Genomic DNA, 18,508 nt, shown 5'->3' on the forward strand with positions numbered 1-18,508 from the left:
TCCGCGGCGGCTCGCAGCATGGCAGTCAGTACGTTCGACCTGTTCAAGATCGGCATCGGCCCCAGTTCCTCGCACACGGTCGGGCCGATGCGCGCCGCCGCGCGGTTCGTCGCGCGCTGGCTGGTCGATGCCGGCCGCCTGCAGGACGTGATGCGCATCCGCGCGGAAGTGTTCGGTTCGCTGGCGCTGACCGGCCGCGGGCACGGCACCGATAAGGCGGTGCTGATGGGCCTGGAAGGCCACTACCCGAACGAGATCGACCCCGACCTCATCCCGCCGGCGCTGGACCGCATCCGCTCCGACAAGCGCATCCTGCTGGGCGGCACGCATGCGGTCGCCTTCGACGAAAAACGCGACCTGCTGATGAACAAGCGGCAGAAGCTGCCGTACCACACCAACGGCATGCGCTTTACCGCGTACGACGCCAGCGACGAGGTGATCGCCACGCGCGATTACTACTCCGTCGGCGGCGGTTTCGTCGTCAACCAGGACGACGCCGCGGTGGACCGCATCGTCGCCGACGAGACGCCGCTGCCATATCCGTTCAAGAGCGGCGACGAGTTGCTCGCGCAGTGCCAGCGCAGCGGCCTGAGCATCGCCGCCTTGATGTTCGAGAACGAGAAAGCCTGGCGCAGCGAGGACGAGATCCGCGACGGCCTGCGCGCCATCTGGAACGCGATGCAGTCGTGCATGGCGCGCGGCATCCGCGAAGAGGGCACGCTGCCCGGCGGCCTGCACGTCTCGCGTCGCGCGCCCGCGCTGCACCGCGAGCTGTCGAGCAAGCCGGAGGCCGCCATGCGTGACCCGCTGACGGTGCTGGACTGGGTGAACCTGTATGCGCTGGCGGTGAACGAGGAAAACGCCGCAGGCGGGCGCGTGGTCACCGCGCCCACCAATGGCGCAGCGGGCATCATCCCGGCGGTGCTGCATTACTACGACCGCTTCTGCCCGGGCACCAGCGAACAGCGCGTGTTCGACTTCCTGCTGACCGCCGCGGCCATCGGCATCCTCTACAAGGAGAACGCCAGCATCAGCGGCGCCGAAGTCGGCTGCCAGGGCGAAGTGGGTGTGGCCTGTTCGATGGCCGCCGGTGGGCTGGTCGCCGCGCTCGGTGGCAGCCCCAGCCAGGTCGAGAACGCTGCCGAGATCGGCATGGAACACAACCTGGGCCTGACCTGCGACCCCATCGGCGGCCTGGTGCAGATCCCGTGCATCGAGCGCAACGCGATGGGCGCGGTGAAGGCGATCAACGCCAGCCGCATGGCCATGCGCGGCGACGGCAAGCACAAGGTCAGCCTGGACAAGGTCATCAAGACCATGCGCGACACCGGCCGCGACATGCAGGACAAGTACAAGGAAACCAGCCGTGGCGGGCTGGCCGTCAACGTCATCGAGTGCTGACCGCGCCACCGACGTAGCCCGGGTAGAGCGCAGCGAAACCCGGGACCCCGGCACGCCGTCACATCCCTGACCTTCCCGGTTCAGGTTATCGCCCTTTAGACGCCAGCGTGCGCGCCGATACGGTATAGGTAAACCCACTTACCGGAGACGCGCCCTGTCCGATCACACGGACAAGACCCGCTGCGGCCGTCCGTTCTGGCGGCGCCGCTTGGCGGCCTGGTGCCTGCCCCTGCTGGGCGGGATGGCGGCGCTTTGCCCGTCCGCGCATGCCTTGGACCCCTCCAAGTCGTTCCACCACTACGTCCGCAACCACTGGAGCCTCGAGCAAGGTCTGCCCCAGCTCAGCGTGCTGGCGATCGCGCAGGACAAGCCGGGCTACCTCTGGTTCGGCACGCAGGCCGGGCTGAGCCGCTTCGACGGCGTGCGCTTCACCAACTTCGACCTGGACAACACGCCGGAGCTGCCCAGCACCTGGATCCAGGCCCTGCACACCGACCGCGAAGGCCGGCTGTGGATCGGCACGCCGCAGGGCCTGGCGGTGCGCGAGGGCAACCGCATCCGCGCCGTGCCCTTGGCGCCCGGCGAGGACGCCGACGTGGTCGACGTCCTGGCGCTGTCGGCCGATGCCGCCGACCGCCCCCTCGTGGCGACCAGCCGTGGCGTCATGGTCGTGGCCCGCGACCGCCTGACGATGCTGCACCCGATCCCCGATGGCGGCGCGCTGGCACTGCACGTCGATGAAGACGGCACGCTCTGGGTCGGCGGTCGCGGACGCGTGCACGTGTTCGACGCCACCGGCGCGCGCGCGCTGGCGCTGCCCACGGAGGCCTCGCTGGCCACGGTCACGTCGCTGACGCGCCACGACGGACGGTTGTGGGCGGGAAGCGATGCGGGCCTGTTCGTCCTGATGGGGCGCCAGTGGCACCGTCAGGCCGAGGTCGTGGTGGCGAGTGGCGGCATCCAGGCCCTGCATGAGGATCGCGACGGCATCCTGTGGGCCAGCACGCGCACCACCTTGTATCGCCTGCGCGGCGGACGTTTGCTGGAACGCATCCGCGGCGAAGGCCCGCTGGCGGAAATCCGCGCGTTCTACGAAGACCGCGAATCCAATCTCTGGCTGGGCAGCAACAACGAAGGCGTCAGCCGCGCCTGGAACGGATGGACACGCCGCTACAGCCGCGCCGAGGGGCTGCTGCAACCGCTGCTCTGGTCGACGGCGCAGGGCCCGGACGGGCGTATCTGGGTGGGCAGCGACGACGGCGTGAGCGTGCTGGAAGACGGCCGCTACCGCCTCGTAGTGCCTGGCCCGGCCCTGCCCCACCCGGCGGCCTACAGCCTGCTGCCGGAGCAGGGACAGACCTGGATCGGCACGCGCGATGGTGTGGTCGTCTATCGCGGCGGCCGCGTGCAGCGCCCGCGCATGCTCGACGCGATGGATGCGGCGCAGGTGAACGGCATCGTGCGCGACCGGCACGGGCGCCTGTGGTTCGCCACCAGCACCGGGCTGTACCGCTGGGACGGCGGCGAACGCGTGCGCCGCTATGCCACGGACGCCGGCCTGCGCGACGTCCGCGTGCGCGTGCTGCTGGAAACCCGCGACGGCCGACTGCTGGTGGGCACGCAGAGCGGGCTGTATGAATTCGTCGACGAGCGCCTGGTGCCCCTCCCGTTGACCGGCACGGGCCTGGAGGCCCCGCACATCGTCGCGCTGCACGAGCTGGCCGGCGGTCAGTGGGTGGCCGGCGCGCTCTCGGAAGAAGTGATGCTCGTCTTCGACGGTCGTCGATGGACGCGGCTGGACAAGGCGCGCGGCATTCCGGCGAACGCGCCGTTCTTCTTCGGCGAGGATGCGAACGGCCTGCTCTGGGTCGCCGGCCTGCGCGGGATCTATCGCGTGCCGGTGGCGGACATCCTCGCCGCGACCCGAGATCCCGCGTTTCGCGTGTCGGCACGGACGTTGCTCAACGAGCGCGGCGACCGCCACGGCGGACAGAAGGGCGACTGCTGCAACGGCGCGGGCAACAGCCGGGGCTTCATGGCCGACAACGCGCTGTGGCTGCCGACCCGCGACGGCGTGGTGGTGATGGCGACCGACCAGCCGCTCGACAATGCCTACGTGCCCGAATCGGTGATCGAACGCGTGCAGGTGCAGGGTCAGTGGCGGCCGGCGGACGTGACGGCGACGTGGTCGCTGCCCAACGCGGCGCGCGACCTGCGCTTCGAGTTCACCACGCTCAGTTTCCAGGCCGCAGACCATATCGACATCCGCTACCGGCTGAAGGGCTACGACGAGGCATGGAAGCTGCTCGACGATCCGCACCAGCGCAGCGCGACCTACACCAACCTGCCCGCCGGGCGTTACGTGTTCGAGGTGCTGGGCACCAACAACAGCGGCGTCTCGGGGCGCGCGGCCGCCGTGCAGGCGTTCACCATCGCACCGTACTTCTACGAAAACCCCTGGTTCTACGTACTGCTGGCGATGGCGCTGGGCGTGCTGGTGCTGCTGTCCAACCGCTGGGTGCTGCGTCGCCACCACAACCGGCGCGTCGCGCTGGAGCGCCTGGTCGAGCAGCGCACGCGGGACCTGCAGCAGGCCAACCGCCAGTTGGAAGCGATCAGCCTCACCGATCCGCTGACCAGCCTGCACAACCGGCGTTACCTGACCCGCCAGCTGCCTGCGGACATCGCCTATTACCAACGCATGCCCAAGTTCGCCAACGGCGCGGACGTGCTGGCGTTCGTGCTGCTCGACATCGACCACTTCAAATCGATCAACGACGGCCACGGCCACCAGGCCGGCGACCACGTGCTGCAGACCGTCGCGCACCGCCTGCGCACACTGTCGCGCGACGGCGACTACGTGATCCGCTGGGGCGGCGAGGAATTCCTGATGGTGTTCCGGCCGATGCCGCGGCACGACCTGCACGCGCTCGGCCGGCGCATCTGCACCGCGATCGCCACCGAGCCGGTGGACGTGGCCGGCGTGCGCCTGCAGGTGACCGCATCGCTGGGCGTGATCGGGTACCCGCCTTTCCCGAATGCCCCTGATCTGCTGGGTTGGGAGCAACTCGTCTCGCTGGCGGATCGCGCGCTGTACGAGGTGAAGGCGCAGGGCCGCAACGGGTGGGCGCTGTACGAAGCTGCGCCGTCGGCCTCGCCGCTGCCTGATGCCGACCTCGTGCGCCGCGATCCCGGCGAACTCGTCCGGCGCGGACACTTGGTCCTGCGGGGCCCGCATCATCCGGCGTCGCCGACGCGCAGCGATTGACGGCATCGCAACGCGTCCGCGCTACGCTGTCGCGCCAGGTTGCGGATGCTCTTCATGAAGATGGTATTCCCGATGTTCGCCCTCGCGGCGATGTCCTTCGCCAACGTGTCCTTGGTGCAGACGACATCGACGCCACGCTACGGCGCGCGGCTCGAAGGCTTCGACTATCCGCACCCCGTGCGGACCTTCGCGTTCGCCTCGCAGGACCAACCGCTGGAGATGGCCTACCTGGATGTCGCCCCCGCCCGACCGAACGGCCGCACCGTCGTGCTGCTGCATGGCAAGAACTTCTGTGCGGCTACGTGGGACGCGACGATTACGGCACTGACCGGTGCGGGTTATCGGGTGATCGCGCCGGACCAGATCGGCTTCTGCAAGTCGAGCAAGCCGCCGCGCTACCAGTACTCCTTCGCCCAGCTGGCCGGCAACACCCACGCCCTGCTCAAGCAACTCGGCATCGAACGCGTGACGATCGTCGGCCATTCGATGGGCGGCATGCTGGCGGCACGCTTCGCCCTGCAATATCCGCAGGCCACCGAACGCCTGCTGCTGGTCAACCCGATCGGCCTGGAGGACTGGAAGGCCGAAGGCGTGCCCTGGCGCAGCCTGGATGCCTGGTACGCGCGCGAGCGGAAGACGACCTTCGACAGCATCCGCGACTACCAGCGCACCGTGTACTACGGCGGCGACTGGAAGCCCGCCTACGAGCAGTGGGTGCAGATGCTCGGCGGCATGTACGCCGGCGATGGCGGCCAGGCCGTGGCGTGGAGCCAGGCGCTGACCTCGGACATGGTGTTCAACCAGCCGGTGGTGTACGAGTTCCCGCGCATCACCGCACCGACCACGTTGTTCATCGGCCAGAAGGATCGCACCGCGATCGGCAAGGATCTGGCCCCGCCGGACGTCGCCCAGCGGCTGGGCGATTATCCGACGCTGGGCAAGCGCGCCGCGGCCGCGATTCCCGGCGCGACGCTGGTGGAATTCGCCGACTTGGGGCATTCGCCGCAGGTGGAAGCGCCGGCGCGCTTCAACGCAGCGCTGCTGTCCGCATTGCGGTAACCGTGGTCAGCGCGTGGCGGCGATCGCCAGCACGTCGTCCAGCAGCGCCGCTGCGGTGACCCCGGCGCCGGCACCCGGCCCCTGCACGACCAGCGGCTGCTCGTCGTAGCGGTCGCTGTAGATGGCCACGCGGTTGTCGGTGCCGCTGCCGCCGCACAGCGGATGATCCGCCGGCAGCACCTGCAAACCCACGCTCGCGCGCTCGGCATCGAAGCGGCCGACGAAGCGCAGGCGGCCGCCGTTGCGATAGGCCTCCTTGAAACGCACCGCCAGCGGCGCATCCAGTTGGCCCAGCGCGCCATCCACACTGTCCAGCGGCAGGGCGGCCAGCTCGGCCGGTACCAGCGATTCCACGCGCACGTCCGCCTGTTCCAACGGAAAGCCCGCGGCGCGCGCCAGGATCAGCAGCTTGCGGCGCACGTCCTCACCGGACAGGTCGATGCGTGGGTCGGGTTCGGTGTAGCCCGCCTGCCGCGCCTGGCGCACGAAGTTGGAGAAGGGACGCATGCCGTCGTACTGGTTGAACAGCCACGCCAGCGATCCGGACAGCACGCCTTCCACCCGGTGGATGCGGTCGCCACCGGCCACCAGCGCGCGCAGGCTGCGCAGCAACGGCAGGCCTGCACCAACGGTGGCCGACTCGCCATAGCGCGCACCGGAGGACGCACCGGCCTGCGTGATCGCCTGCGCGCGCGGCAAGGCCGCGCCTGCGCCCAATTTGTTCGCGGTGACCACGTGCACGCCGCGCGACAGCCACTCGGCGTGCCAGCCGGCAACCGCGTCGCTGGCGGTGGCATCGATGACGATGTCGCCTGCATGCAGGGCTTCGGCCTCCGCCCACGGCGGCAGGTCGTCGGTACGCGCGGCGGCGCGATTGGCTTCGTCCAGCGCGTGCTGCGGCGTGCCCGAGCAGTCGCGCAGCGCGCGCGAGTTGGCCAACCACGCCAGCGGCGGCACCGGCACGTCGCCGGACTGCAGGCGCAGGTAGCGCGCGACCAGGGCCTTGCCCACCACGCCCGTGCCGAGCAAGGCGAGCCGCGGTGCGCGACGCGCCGGGGTACGCAGCGGGACGACCGTGCTCATGCGTCGGCGCGTTTGCGTTCGGCGTCGGCCGCCACCGCTTCCGCTCGCGCGAGCGCGGCGGTGATGTCGGCCAGCAGGTCGTCGGTCGCCTCGATGCCCACCGACAGGCGCAACAGACCGTCGGAGATGCCGGCCTTGGCGCGCGCTTCCGGCGTCATCGCCGCATGCGTCATCGTGGCCGGGTGCGCCACCAGGCTTTCCACGCCGCCCAGCGATTCGGCCAGGGTGAAGTAGCGCAGTCCCTCGACGAAGGCGCGCACGGCCTCTTCGCCACCGTCCAGTTCGACGCTCAGCATCGCGCCGAAGCCCTTCTGCTGCCGCGCGGCGACGGCGTGGCCGGGATGCGTGGCCAGGCCGGGGAAGTAGACCTTCGACACCGCCGGATGCGTATCCAGAAGCGCGGCGATGGCGTCGGCGTTCTCCTGATGAGCGCGCAGGCGCGCGTCCAGCGTGCGCAGGCCGCGCAGGGTCAGGAAGCTGTCGAACGGCGAGCCGGTCAGGCCCAGCGCGTTCGCCCACCACACCAGCTGCTGATGGGTGTCGGCATCGCGCGCGACAACGGCGCCGCCGACCACATCGCTATGGCCGTTGATGTACTTGGTGGTGGAGTGCAGGACGATATCGGCGCCGAATGTGATCGGCGTCTGCAGGGCCGGCGAGAGGAAAGTGTTGTCCACCACCGCGCGTGCGCCGGCCTTGTGCGCGGCCTCGATGACGAAACGCAAATCGGTGATGCGCAGCAGCGGGTTGGACGGCGTTTCGATCAGCACCAGCTTGGGCGACTGCGCCAGCGCATCGGCCAGCGAGCGCGGATCGGTGAGGTCCGCGGTGATCAGTTCGAAGTGGCCCTTCTTCGCCAGCGCGTTGAACAGGCGCCAGCTGCCGCCGTAGGCGTCGTGCGGCACCACCAGGCGATCGCCCGGCTCCAGCAGCGCGTTCAGCACCAGGGTGATCGCGCCCATGCCGGTGGCAGTGACGACGGCACCCGCGCCGCCTTCGAGCTCGGCCAGCGCTTCGGCCAGCAGGTCGCGCGTGGGGTTGCCGCTGCGGGTGTAGTCGTACTCGCGCTTCTGGGCGAAGCCCGCGAAGCTGAAGTTCGACGACAGCACGATCGGCGGCGTCACCGCGCCATAGGCGGTGTCGCGGTCGATGCCGGCGCGCACGGCGGCGGTGGCGGGACGACAGGGCGCGTCGGCGTCGGTGGGGGAGTAGCTGCTCATGCGGAATCTCCGGCGGCGCGCAGGGCCGAGGTGAGGATGGAATCGATGCGGTCGGTTTCTTTCAGGAAGGCGTCGTGGCCGTAGGGCGAGCGCAGCACGCGCAGCTGGCCCAGCGTGCCGAGGCCCTCGACCAGCGAGACGGAATCGGACAACGGCACCAGGCGGTCGCCTTCCACCGCGACCACCAGGGTGGGCACACGGACATCGGCGGGATCGACCCGATGCAGGTCGATGGATTCGGAAAGACGCACATAGGCGGTGACCGGCGTGCGCGCCACGTACTGCGCACCGGCGGCGTCCAGGTAGTCCTCGGCGGCCACGCGCACGCGGCCGTTGACGATTTCCGGCGCCGCGTCGAAGCGTTCGCCGAATTCCTCCGGCGTGCGGTAGCTGAGCATCGCGAACTGGCGGGCCAGCGACAGGCCCTGCGCATCGGCGCACTGCAACTGGCCCAGCGTCACCGCGCGGCGCTGCAGTGCGCGCCAGGCAGCCGCATACGGATGGGCGCGGTGCGCGCCACTGACCGCGATGAGCTTCTCCAGGCGCTCCGGATGGCGCACGGCGAACTGCAGACCCACCAGCGCCCCGTAGGAGTAACCGACGAAGGCCTGCAGGCGGGCGATGCCCAGCGCCGACAGCAGCTTGGCGACGGCGTCGGCCTGGTCGGCGGTGTCGATGGGCGCATCGAGGCGGCCATCGGCACCGACGAAGTCGAAGGCAAGCAGCTGTCGCTGCGCCGGGTCCAGCGCGCGATCGGTGCCCACCAGTCCATTGAGCCAACCCGCTTCGGCGAAGACCTCGCTCGCCGCCAAGTGGCGATGCGCGGAGATGCCGCCAGCCACGAACACGACCGGTGCACCCACCACGCCGTGCAGTTCGTAACGCAGCGTCACCGCGCGGGTGCCGGCATGGCGCATCTGCAGCTCGATGACGACTTCGCCGCGCAACGCGCGTGGCGCATCGTCCTGGAACGAAGCAAGCGCCGCGCCGTCGATGGACGACGGTTCGGCAAGGCGATTCAAGGCGGGACTGGCGTAACTCATGGCGGCATCCGGTGGCGGTGTCCCTTGCGGGACGGGACTGCACCACCGAGCTTCGCGGAGCTCGCGTTCGCCGTGCGAGGCACGGTACGAACCATCTTCCGGCAGACGCTGAGGTCCCCGCAGGATTTGGCACCTACACAACGCTTGCGCGTCGCTGGCTGCCCCGGCTTCTTCGGGCCTGTCCCTCTGCCGGTCTCGATGGTGAGCCTACTGTGCCGCCGGTTTCCCACATTGTCAATCGCTTTATTCGGATGAAGCGATGGAATTTGAACCCGATCACCCTGCCCGGCGCCGGCGGGTATCCCGCATAATTCGCGCCATGATCCGGAAATGCCTTACTGGCGGTCTCTGCGCGGCACTGCTGGCCGCCTGCTCCACCGCCCCCCTGCACACGTCCACGCCACCAGCGCCCCCGCCCAAGACCGCGGCCGACGCCATCGTCCCGGAGGCCTGGGTTTCCGAGCCGGTGCCGGGCGACGAACTAGACTCCCTGGTGGCCTGGCCCACCGAACAGGGTCAGGTCTGGCTGATCGCCACCGCCAAGGCCACTCACCATCTGGCCGTCTACGACGCCGATACCGGCCAGCGCCTGCGCACGGTCGGCGGCCCTGGCACGGCCGTGGGCCAGTTCAACCGCCCCAACGGCATCGCCGTGTTCGGCGACCTGCTGTTCGTGGCCGAGCGCGACAACCACCGCGTCCAGGCCTTCCGCCTGCCGGAGTTCGCCCCGCTCGGCGCGTTCGGTGCCGACGTGCTGCGCTCGCCCTACGGCCTGTGGGTGCATGAAACCGCACCCGGCGAACTGGAGCTGCTGGTGACCGACAGCTTCATGGCCGATTTCCGCACGATGACCCTGCCGCCGATGGCCGAACTCGCCGGCCGCGTCAAGCGCTTCCGCGTCAGCGTGGAGGACGGCGGCAAGCTGGAGACTGCGTTGCTGGGCCAGTTCGGCGACACCGATGCGGCCGGTGCCCTGCGCATGGTGGAGTCCATCGCCGGCGACCCCACGCATGCGCGCTTGCTGATCGCCGAGGAAGACCGCCGCGTGGGCTCCACGCTGCGCGACTACTCGCTGGCGGGGCAGTACCGCGGCCACAGCCTGCCGACTTTCGATGCCGATGCCGAAGGCGTCGCGCTGTGGGCCTGCAGCGCCGAGGACGGTTATTGGGTTGCCGTGGACCAGCTGACGCCCACGCGCTTCCGTGTGTTCGACCGCGCCACGCTGGCGCCGGCGGGCGTCTTCTCCGGCCGCGTGACCGCCAACACCGACGGCGAGACCGTCTACGCCATGCCCACCCCGCGCTTCCCCGCGGGCGCGTTGTTCGCATTGCACAACGATGTGTCGCTGGCCGCGTTCGACCTGCGCGACATCGGCCGCGCGTTGAAACTGCGCGAAGACTGTCTGCGGTGAGCGGCCTGCGGGCCCTGGCGGCGCTCTGCGGCGCGGCCCTGCTGCTCGCCGGCATCGGCGATGCGTCGGCCGCCCGCCTCTACCGCTGGAAGGACAAACAGGGCTACACCCAGTACGGCGACCAGCCGCCGCCGCCCGATCAACTGGCCGGCAGTGCGCTGGACGTCGTGCGGTTCCGGAATCCGCCCAGCGCGCTGGTGCGTCTGCGCCTGGAGAAGCAGGGCCTGCGCTACGAGGCCTGGGCCGACAACCTGATGCACGGGCCAGTGGAAGTGCAGCTGGATTTCCGCCGCCAGCGCGACGTGCGCAGCGGGCCCGCGTTGCCGGCGCGCGCGGTGGTGCCCGCCCGCAGCAGCGTGCTGGTGGCCAACATCAGCGTGACCGACCCGCTGCGCGGCGGCGATTTCGAACTGACCCTGGACGGCATGCCCGGCGACCCCGCCAGCCAGCCGCAGGACTACGAATACCGTCTGCCGTTCGATTACGGACGCGTGCGCGTGGACCAGGGGCCGGGCGGCCGGTTCAGCCACAGCGATGCGCAGAACCTGCACGCGGTGGATTTCGCGGTACCCGAAGGCACGCGGATCGTCGCCGCCCGCGAGGGACTGGTGATGCAGGTCGAATCCGACTTCGACAAGGCCGGCCTCAATCGCGAGAAGTACGGCGGCCGCGCCAACTTCATCCGCATCCTCCACCCGGACGGCACGATGGCGCTGTACGCCCACCTGAAGGCCGAGGGCGCACAGGTGCGCGTGGGCCAGTACGTGCGCAAGGGCCAGTACATCGGATTGTCGGGCAACACTGGTTTCTCCACCGCGCCGCACCTGCACTTCGTGGTGCAGGCCAATCGCGGCATGCGCCTGGAGTCGTTGCCGTTCCGGATGTTCGGCCCGCTGGGACAGCTGCACTTCCCCTCCACGCGCTGACCGGCGCCATCGGCGGCGCCCCGGTATAATCGCGCCCTTCCCGCATCCTCCGCGCCCGTCAGGGCGCCAGCCCCATGTCCGATCCGAAAAGCGCCGTGGCCAACGAAGCCACCCGTCGCCGCACCTTCGCCATCATCTCCCACCCCGACGCGGGCAAGACCACGCTGACGGAGAAGCTGCTGCTGTTCGGCGGCGCAATCCAGATGGCGGGCTCGGTGAAGGGCCGCAAGGCCGCGCGCCACGCGACGTCCGACTGGATGGCGCTGGAAAAGGAACGCGGCATCTCGGTGACCTCGTCGGTGATGCAGTTCCCGTACGAAGGCAAGATCGTCAACCTGCTCGACACGCCGGGCCACGCCGACTTCGGCGAAGACACCTACCGCGTGCTGACCGCCGTCGACAGCGCGCTGATGGTCATCGACGTGGCCAAGGGCGTGGAGGAGCGGACCATCAAGCTGATGGAAGTCTGCCGCCTGCGCGACACACCCATCATGACCTTCATCAACAAGCTGGACCGCGAGGGCAAGGACCCGATCGACCTGCTGGACGAAGTCGAAAGCGTGCTGGGCATCCAGTGCGCGCCGGTCACCTGGCCGATCGGCATGGGCCAGCGCCTGAAGGGCGTGGTCCACCTGATCACCGGCGAAGTGCATCTGTACGAACCGGGCCGCAACTTCACCCGCCAGGACTCGACCATTTTCCCCTCGCTGGATGCGCCCGGCCTGGCGGAAAAGATCGGCGAGGAAATGCTGGCGCAGCTGCGCGACGAACTGGAACTGGTGCAGGGCGCCAGCCATCCCTTCGACAAGCAGGCCTACCTCGACGGCAAGCAGACGCCGGTGTTCTTCGGCTCGGGCGTCAACAACTTCGGCGTGCAGCCGTTGCTGGACTTCTTCGTCGAGCACGCGCCCTCGCCGCAGCCGCGCGAGACCACCGGACGCAAGGTGCAACCGGACGAGAACAAGCTGACCGGCTTCGTCTTCAAGATCCAGGCCAACATGGACCCGCAGCATCGCGACCGCGTGGCCTTCATGCGCGTGTGCTCGGGCCGTTTCGAGGCCGGCATGAAGACCTTCCACGTGCGCAGCGGCAAGGAGATGAAGCTGGCCAACGCCCTGACCTTCATGGCCAGCGACCGCGAGATCGCCGCGGAGGCCTATCCCGGCGATGTCATAGGCATCCACAACCACGGCACCATTTCCATCGGCGATACCTTCACCGAAGGCGAGGCGCTGTCGTTCACCGGCATCCCGAACTTCGCGCCGGAGCTGTTCCGCCGCGCGCGCCTGCGCGATCCGCTCAAGCTCAAGCAGCTGCAGAAGGGCCTGGCGCAGCTGAGCGAGGAAGGCGCCACCCAGTTCTTCCGCCCGCTGATGAGCAACGACCTGATCCTGGGCGCGGTGGGCGTGCTCCAGTTCGACGTCGTTGCCTACCGTTTGAAGGACGAGTACGGCGTGGATGCGTCGTTCGAGAATGTCAGCGTGGCCACGGCGCGCTGGATCTACTGCGACAACGCGAAGAAGCTGGAAGAGTTCCGCGACAAGAACGCCATGAACCTGGCCGTAGACGCCGCCGGACAGCTGGTTTACCTGGCGCCGACGCGGGTCAATCTGCAGCTGGCCGAGGAGCGCGCGCCCGACGTGCAGTTCCACGCCACGCGCGAACATGCCCACAGCGTGGATATCGGCTGATCCGTCGCTCGCGACGTTTCGTTCGTTACGCTTGCGCCGGCCGGGATCGGCCCCGATTCCCCCGGTCACGCCGATCCGCTAGGCTTCGGGGGCCGCCATCCGGCGGCCCAAACGGGGAGATCGGGGATGTACTTTCTAGGCGTGGCCCTGCTGCTGGCGGGCGCAATCTGGATGACAGTCAACGCCGCGAAGAAGGATGGCGCCGTGGCGGCGATCCTGTGCTTCATCTGTGGGTTCTACACCATTTATTACGGCATCAAGAACTTCGCCGAAAACAAGGTGCCGCTGATCCTGTTCCTGGCCGGCCTGGCCGTGTGCATCGTCTTCCGCCCCGACATGGCGGCGATGAGCGGCGCCGCGGCGATCTGATGAACGCCAGGGGCAGAGGGTGGCCGCGTCCGGCCACCCTCTGCCCGCTGACCGCCGGGGCTCCCGGTCATGCATCGCGTGCTGCGTTGCGGTAACGTGATTGCATGAGCCAATCCCCCCCGCTCCGCACCCTGCGCGCCCGCAAGCGTGCCGACCACCTGGTGGACCTGCGCGACGAGATCGCCAGCGCCCTGACCCACGGGCTGGGCGCCGTGGCCGCGCTCGCAGGCGGCGCCGTCCTGATCACGCTCGCCGCGATCTATGGCGACGGCTGGCAACTGGGCGCGTCCATCGTCTTCGGCATCACCCTGCTGCTGCTCTACACGGCCTCCACCCTGTACCACGCCATCCAGCACCCGGTGGCGAAGGGGCGGCTGAAGGTTTTCGACCACTGCGCCATTTACCTGCTGATCGCGGGCACCTATACGCCGTTCACCCTGATCGGCCTGCGTGGACCGTGGGGCTGGGGTCTCTTCGCCGCGATCTGGACGCTGGCCATCGCTGGCGTGGTCTTCAAGCTGTTCTACACCGGCCGCTTCAAGGTGCTGTCCACGGCCATCTACATCGCGATGGGCTGGCTGGTGGTCGTCGCGATCAAGCCGATGCTGGAATCGATCGACGGCTGGACCCTCGGCTGGCTGTTCGCCGGCGGGCTGTCCTACACGCTGGGCACCTATTTCTACCACCGCGAATCGATCCGTTATTCGCACGCGATCTGGCACCTGTTCGTCATCGGGGGCAGTGTCTGCCACTTCGTCGCGGTCACCCAGCAGGTGCTTTGACACGCATGTGAAATCCTCGCGAGGTTCATGTCCCCCACATGAACCGCCACGCCGGGTTTCGCAGCACGTGAACACGCCAGCCCCAACGATGGGGCCATGGACGACGCGCACCGCCCCCGCCGCCGTTTCGCGCTAGGCCCGCTGTCGCGGACGCGTGCCGTAGTACTCGGCGTACTCGCTGCGCTTCTCGTGGTTGGCGCCCTGCTCTTCGAATGGAACTGGCTGCGCGGCCCGATCGAGCGCATCGTCACCTGGAAGACCGGTCGCAGTTTCGACATCGGCGGCGATCTGGACGTCGAGCTCGGCCGCGTGACCACGATCCGCGGCGACGCGTTGAGCTTCGGCAATGCTGCGTGGTCGAAGACACCGGCGATGGCCGTGGCGGATAGGGCTGAAGTGAGCGTCGAGGTATGGCCCCTGATCTTCAGCCGCGAAACGCGACTGACGTCCATCCGCCTGACGAAGCCCCGTCTGCGCCTCGAGTTCGGACCCGACCGCACCGGCAACTGGGTATTCGGCGACCGTACCGGCGAGAGCCGCATCCGCTACGACGGACTGTGGATCGAAGACGGACGGCTGATATTCGTCGATCCGCAGCGGCGCACGGATGTCGATATCCAGATGGACAGCGTCGCTGGCGCAGACCCCACCTCGGCGCCCGTCGACGTGAAAGGCAAGGGCCGATGGGCTGGCAATGCGTTCACCGTCGGCGGCCGCGTCGAATCGCCGCTCGCCCTGCGCGACACGGAAAAGCCCTATCGGATCGATCTTCGCGCCACCGCGGGCCCGACGCGGGCCCACGCGCGCGGTACCGTGCTCGACCCGTTCCGCCTGCGCGATTTCGACCTGCGCCTGATGCTGGCAGGCCAGGATCTGGAGGATCTGTTCCCGCTGATCGGCATCGCGACGCCGCCGACACCGCCTTATCGCCTGGATGGCCGCTTCACCCGTGATGGCGACACCTGGCACTACGACGACTTCGCCGGCATCGTCGGCGACAGCGATCTGGGCGGCTCGGCGGCCGTCACCGTCGGCCGCGAACGTCCCCTGTTGAAGGCGAATCTGGTCTCCAAGCGCCTGGATTTCGACGACCTCGCGGGCTTCGTCGGCGCGCCACCCCAGACCGGCGGCGCGGAAGCGAGCAACGCGCAGCAACGCGAGGAGGCCGTGGACGTCGCCGCCGATGCGCGTGTGCTACCGGAAACACCTTATGACCTGACCAAGCTGCGCGCGATGGATGCCGACGTCCGTTGGAAGGCGCACCGCATCAATGCGCCGAAACTTCCCATCGACGACATGGACGCGCACCTTCTGCTGGAGGGGGGCTTGCTGCGCCTGGAACCGCTCAATTTCGGCGTGGCGCAGGGCGACATCCGGTCGACGATCCGCATGGATGCGCGCAGCGATACGATCCGGACGCGGGCCGACATCGCCGTGCGTGGCCTCGATCTCGGCAAGTTGTTTCCGACCGCGCAACTGACGCAGAGCGCGATCGGCCGGATCGGCGGCAACGTATCGCTCACCGGTACCGGCAACTCGATCGCCGGCATCCTCGGGACCGCGGACGGCGACGTCGCCCTCGGCATGGGCCGTGGGCAGGTCAGCAATCTGTTGATGGAACTCGCCGGCCTGGACATCGCCGAAGCACTCAAATTCCTGCTGACGAAGGACCGGACCGTGGGCGTGCGATGCGCGTTCGGCGACTTCGCAGTGAGCGACGGCGTGATGCAGGCGCGCACGCTGGCCTTCGACACCACCGACACGATCATCGTCGGGAAGGGCGAGGTGAACCTGAAGGACGAGACGCTCGATCTCGAACTCAGGCCGCGCCCGAAAGACCGCAGCATCTTCGCGCTGCGATCGCCCCTGGTCGTTGGCGGCACGTTCAAGGACCCGTCGTTCCGCCCCGACTTCAAGCGCCTGGGCCTGCGCGGCGCGACGGCGCTCGTGTTGGCCAGCGTCACCCCGCCTGCCGCCTTGCTGGCGACGATCGAGGTAGGCCCGGGCGAAGACAGCGGCTGCGGTGGGCAGTACGCGAAGTAGCCGCGTCGCTCAGCCGGCGATGTAGCGCTGCAACTGGTCGAGTTCGACCTGCTGGTCTTCAATCACCGCCTTGACCAGATCGCCGATGGAAATCACACCGATTACCGCATCGCCCTCGCTCACCGGCAGGTGGCGGATGCGGTGCGTGGTGACGACCTGCATGCAGTGGTCGACGCTGTCGTCCGGACCGACGGTAACGACCTTCGCGGTCATGATGTCGCGCACCGGCGTATTGGATGACGAGCGGCCCTGGAGCACGACTTTCCGCGCGTAGTCGCGCTCGGACACGATGCCGCACAGGCGTGAGCCCTGCATGGCGAGCACCGCGCCCACGCCCTTCTCCGCCATCAGCTTGATGGCATCCAGGACCGAGGCGTCAGGCGATACCGCGAAGACTTCAGGGGTCTTGGACCCCAGCAAATGACGAACCGTGCGCATGGCGATCTCCGGGGTGGGGAGCAGGTCGATCCGATGCGGGCAAGGATACTCCTGCGGACCCCGGTTGCCACGTATCCACCAGATAGAGCGGCCGCTGCTTGGACTCCTCGTACAACCGGCCCAGGTACTCGCCGATCAGCCCCAGCGCGACCAGTTGCATGCCGCCCAGGAACAGGATCACCGTCATCATCGTCGGCCAACCGGCCACCGGGTCGCCCCACAGCAACGCTTTCAGCACGACCCAGATCGCGAATGCGAACGCCAGCACGGCGGTCATCACGCCCACGTAGGTCGCCACCCGCAGCGGCGCGGTGGAGAAGCTGGTGATGCCTTCGAGGGCGAAGTTCCACAGTTTCCAGAAGCCGAAGCTGCTCCGCCCCGCCACCCGCGCCTCGCGGTGGTAGGGCACGGCGATCTGGTTGAAGCCAACCCAGCCGAACAGGCCCTTCATGAAACGATGGCGCTCGCGCAGTTCACGCAGCGCCTCCAGCGCGCGCGGCGACAGCAATCTGAAGTCGCCGGTGTCGGCGGGGATCGGCGTCTTCGACAACCGACCGATCACGCGGTAGAAGGCGTGCGCGGTGCTTCGCTTGAGCCAACCCTCGCCATCGCGCTCGATCCGCGTGCCATGCACGTTGTCGTAACCCGCCTGCCACTGGCGCACGAACTCGCCGATCAGCTCAGGCGGATCCTGACCGTCGGCATCGAGTATCAGCGCAGCACCCTCCCGCACGCGATCCAGGCCAGCCGTCAGCGCGGCTTCCTTGCCGAAGTTGCGCGACAAGCGCAGCGCGGACACGCGCGGATCGGCAGCGACGAGCGCCTGCAGTAGCGCCCACGTGCCGTCGTGGCTGCCGTCGTCGACATACAGCACGCGCCCGTCGACCTCCGGCAGCGTGTCGAGCGTCGACGTGATGCGCGGATGCAGCAGCGGAATCGCCTGCGCTTCGTTGTAGGCGGCGATCACCACCGTCAGCAAGGGCGCTCGCATGGCGCTACAGGGCCTCCAGGTAGGCCTTGCCACCCAGTTGCCCCACCTGCCGCTGGATCCAGCGCGCGCGGCGTTGCACGTAGGGGCCCGGCTTGGCGGCACTGTAGCGCCGGGGCGCGGGCAACACCGCGGCCAGGCGCGCGCTCTCGGCCGGACCAAGGCGTGCCGCGTCCTTGTTGAAGAAACGCACGGCAGCCGCCTGGCCACCGTACACGCCGTCGCCGAATTCGGCGACGTTGGCGTAGACCTCGAGGATCCGCGATTTCGGCCACAGCGTCTCGATCAGCAGCGTGTACCAGACTTCCAGGCCCTTGCGCGCCCAGCGCGACACCCGGTTCTGGCCCTGCCAGAGGAACAGGTTCTTCGCGACCTGCTGGCTGATGGTGCTGGCGCCGCGCAATCGCGTCACCGGTCGGCCGCGCTTTTCGGCGCGCGCCGTCATCCGCTTGTTGTGCGCCTGCGCCTTCTCGATGGCCGCCAGGTCGAACCCATGGTGCGCGGCGAAGTTCTGGTCTTCCGCCGCCACCAGCGAAACCGGCAGACTGGCTGCCATCTGGTCGAGATCGCGCCAATCGTGGGCCAGGCGGAACGACCACTCGCCTTGCCCCCAGGCCTCGACCTGGCGGATCGCCATGAACGCGGTAAAGGGCGGATCGACGAAACGCAGCACCGCCACCTGCAGGATGCTGGCGGCCGCGAACAGGAAGGGCATTGCCAGCAGCCAGCGGAACCAGCGGCGGCGGCGGCGAGAGGGTGGCGGGACGGCGGTCATATTAGTAATTA

15 protein-coding genes and 1 riboswitch are annotated in these 18,508 nt (G+C 68.7%); of the genes, 9 read left to right on the top strand and 6 right to left on the bottom strand.

What is annotated here, in order from left to right; translation table 11 throughout:
* Nucleotides 1-18 precede the first annotated feature (18 nt).
* The 3 genes from AC23D6_RS15480 (at nt 19) to AC23D6_RS15490 (ending at nt 5,728) form a co-directional block, all read left to right on the top strand.
* Complete coding sequence (locus AC23D6_RS15480; protein ID WP_487750105.1) at nt 19-1,401, top strand: L-serine ammonia-lyase; 1,383 nt, start codon at nt 19-21, stop codon at nt 1,399-1,401.
* A gap of 271 nt (nt 1,402-1,672) precedes the next feature.
* Nucleotides 1,673-4,669, top strand: a complete 2,997-nt coding sequence (locus AC23D6_RS15485; protein WP_487750106.1) for a two-component regulator propeller domain-containing protein — start codon at nt 1,673-1,675, stop codon at nt 4,667-4,669.
* 90 nt (nt 4,670-4,759) lie between these two features.
* Nucleotides 4,760-5,728, top strand: coding sequence for an alpha/beta fold hydrolase (locus AC23D6_RS15490; protein ID WP_487752657.1), 969 nt, complete (start codon nt 4,760-4,762; stop codon nt 5,726-5,728).
* Between the two features lie 6 nt (nt 5,729-5,734).
* Here AC23D6_RS15490 and AC23D6_RS15495 read toward each other — a convergent pair whose 3' ends face one another.
* From AC23D6_RS15495 to metX, 3 genes are read right to left on the bottom strand one after another with little or no spacing between them, the layout of a single operon-like run.
* The gene (locus AC23D6_RS15495) at nt 5,735-6,811 is read right to left on the bottom strand and encodes a homoserine dehydrogenase family protein (protein ID WP_487750107.1); all 1,077 of its coding nucleotides are present in this window, start codon (nt 6,809-6,811) and stop codon (nt 5,735-5,737) included.
* Nucleotides 6,808-8,031: an O-succinylhomoserine (thiol)-lyase gene (locus AC23D6_RS15500; RefSeq protein WP_487750108.1), complete on the bottom strand. Its 1,224-nt coding sequence runs from the start codon at nt 8,029-8,031 to the stop codon at nt 6,808-6,810. The genes AC23D6_RS15495 and AC23D6_RS15500 overlap by 4 nt, the downstream gene beginning before the upstream one ends.
* Nucleotides 8,028-9,074 carry a homoserine O-succinyltransferase MetX gene (gene metX, locus AC23D6_RS15505; protein WP_487750109.1) on the bottom strand — a complete coding sequence of 349 codons (1,047 nt, stop codon included), beginning with the start codon at nt 9,072-9,074 and terminating at the stop codon, nt 8,028-8,030. Before metX ends, AC23D6_RS15500 begins: the two co-directional genes overlap by 4 nt.
* Before the next feature lie 88 nt (nt 9,075-9,162).
* A riboswitch (SAM riboswitch) is annotated at nt 9,163-9,279 on the bottom strand.
* Between the two features lie 114 nt (nt 9,280-9,393).
* Here metX and AC23D6_RS15510 point away from each other — a divergent pair.
* The 6 genes from AC23D6_RS15510 to AC23D6_RS15535 all read left to right on the top strand — a co-directional run bounded on the left by AC23D6_RS15510 (nt 9,394) and on the right by AC23D6_RS15535 (nt 16,296).
* Entirely contained in the window at nt 9,394-10,485 is a 1,092-nt protein-coding gene (locus tag AC23D6_RS15510; RefSeq protein WP_487750110.1) for a phytase, read from the top strand.
* Nucleotides 10,482-11,411, top strand: a complete 930-nt coding sequence (locus AC23D6_RS15515) for a peptidoglycan DD-metalloendopeptidase family protein (protein WP_487750111.1) — start codon at nt 10,482-10,484, stop codon at nt 11,409-11,411. The genes AC23D6_RS15510 and AC23D6_RS15515 overlap by 4 nt, the downstream gene beginning before the upstream one ends.
* Nucleotides 11,412-11,485: 74 nt before the next feature.
* On the top strand, nt 11,486-13,102 hold the full coding sequence (locus AC23D6_RS15520) for a peptide chain release factor 3 (RefSeq protein ID WP_487750112.1): 1,617 nt from the start codon (nt 11,486-11,488) through the stop codon (nt 13,100-13,102).
* Nucleotides 13,103-13,243: 141 nt separating this feature from the next.
* On the top strand, nt 13,244-13,471 hold the full coding sequence (locus AC23D6_RS15525) for a hypothetical protein (RefSeq protein WP_487750113.1): 228 nt from the start codon (nt 13,244-13,246) through the stop codon (nt 13,469-13,471).
* Nucleotides 13,472-13,575: 104 nt separating this feature from the next.
* Complete coding sequence (gene trhA / locus AC23D6_RS15530) at nt 13,576-14,253, top strand: PAQR family membrane homeostasis protein TrhA (protein WP_487750114.1); 678 nt, start codon at nt 13,576-13,578, stop codon at nt 14,251-14,253.
* A gap of 96 nt (nt 14,254-14,349) precedes the next feature.
* Nucleotides 14,350-16,296 (top strand): AsmA family protein, encoded by a 1,947-nt coding sequence (locus AC23D6_RS15535; protein WP_487750115.1) that lies wholly within the window; start codon nt 14,350-14,352, stop codon nt 16,294-16,296.
* Between the two features lie 9 nt (nt 16,297-16,305).
* On the opposite strand, the gene AC23D6_RS15540 is transcribed toward AC23D6_RS15535, so the two are convergent.
* Genes AC23D6_RS15540 through mtgA form a run of 3 tightly spaced genes read right to left on the bottom strand, consistent with a single transcriptional unit; the run spans nt 16,306 to nt 18,497 of the window.
* Complete coding sequence (locus AC23D6_RS15540) at nt 16,306-16,734, bottom strand: CBS domain-containing protein (RefSeq protein ID WP_487750116.1); 429 nt, start codon at nt 16,732-16,734, stop codon at nt 16,306-16,308.
* Nucleotides 16,694-17,725: a glycosyltransferase family 2 protein gene (locus AC23D6_RS15545; RefSeq protein WP_487750117.1), complete on the bottom strand. Its 1,032-nt coding sequence runs from the start codon at nt 17,723-17,725 to the stop codon at nt 16,694-16,696. Before AC23D6_RS15545 ends, AC23D6_RS15540 begins: the two co-directional genes overlap by 41 nt.
* A 4-nt stretch (nt 17,726-17,729) precedes the next feature.
* Nucleotides 17,730-18,497, bottom strand: coding sequence for a monofunctional biosynthetic peptidoglycan transglycosylase (gene mtgA, locus AC23D6_RS15550; RefSeq protein WP_487750118.1), 768 nt, complete (start codon nt 18,495-18,497; stop codon nt 17,730-17,732).
* Between the last annotated feature and the right edge of the window lie 11 nt (nt 18,498-18,508).

Source organism: Pseudoxanthomonas sp. G3, assembly GCF_057654715.1.

What these genes read in the sequence shown, in the direction of transcription:
- AC23D6_RS15490 (WP_487752657.1), top strand. Translation starts at nt 4,760, where the DNA reads ATGTCCTTCGCCAACGTGTCCTTGGTGCAGACGACATCGACGCCACGC.
- AC23D6_RS15495 (WP_487750107.1), bottom strand. Translation starts at nt 6,811, where the DNA reads ATGAGCACGGTCGTCCCGCTGCGTACCCCGGCGCGTCGCGCACCGCGG.
- trhA (WP_487750114.1), top strand. Translation starts at nt 13,576, where the DNA reads ATGAGCCAATCCCCCCCGCTCCGCACCCTGCGCGCCCGCAAGCGTGCC.
- AC23D6_RS15540 (WP_487750116.1), bottom strand. Translation starts at nt 16,734, where the DNA reads ATGCGCACGGTTCGTCATTTGCTGGGGTCCAAGACCCCTGAAGTCTTC.
- AC23D6_RS15510 (WP_487750110.1), top strand. Translation starts at nt 9,394, where the DNA reads ATGATCCGGAAATGCCTTACTGGCGGTCTCTGCGCGGCACTGCTGGCC.
- AC23D6_RS15480 (WP_487750105.1), top strand. Translation starts at nt 19, where the DNA reads ATGGCAGTCAGTACGTTCGACCTGTTCAAGATCGGCATCGGCCCCAGT.
- AC23D6_RS15535 (WP_487750115.1), top strand. Translation starts at nt 14,350, where the DNA reads ATGGACGACGCGCACCGCCCCCGCCGCCGTTTCGCGCTAGGCCCGCTG.
- AC23D6_RS15520 (WP_487750112.1), top strand. Translation starts at nt 11,486, where the DNA reads ATGTCCGATCCGAAAAGCGCCGTGGCCAACGAAGCCACCCGTCGCCGC.
- AC23D6_RS15500 (WP_487750108.1), bottom strand. Translation starts at nt 8,031, where the DNA reads ATGAGCAGCTACTCCCCCACCGACGCCGACGCGCCCTGTCGTCCCGCC.
- AC23D6_RS15545 (WP_487750117.1), bottom strand. Translation starts at nt 17,725, where the DNA reads ATGCGAGCGCCCTTGCTGACGGTGGTGATCGCCGCCTACAACGAAGCG.
- metX (WP_487750109.1), bottom strand. Translation starts at nt 9,074, where the DNA reads ATGAGTTACGCCAGTCCCGCCTTGAATCGCCTTGCCGAACCGTCGTCC.
- mtgA (WP_487750118.1), bottom strand. Translation starts at nt 18,497, where the DNA reads ATGACCGCCGTCCCGCCACCCTCTCGCCGCCGCCGCCGCTGGTTCCGC.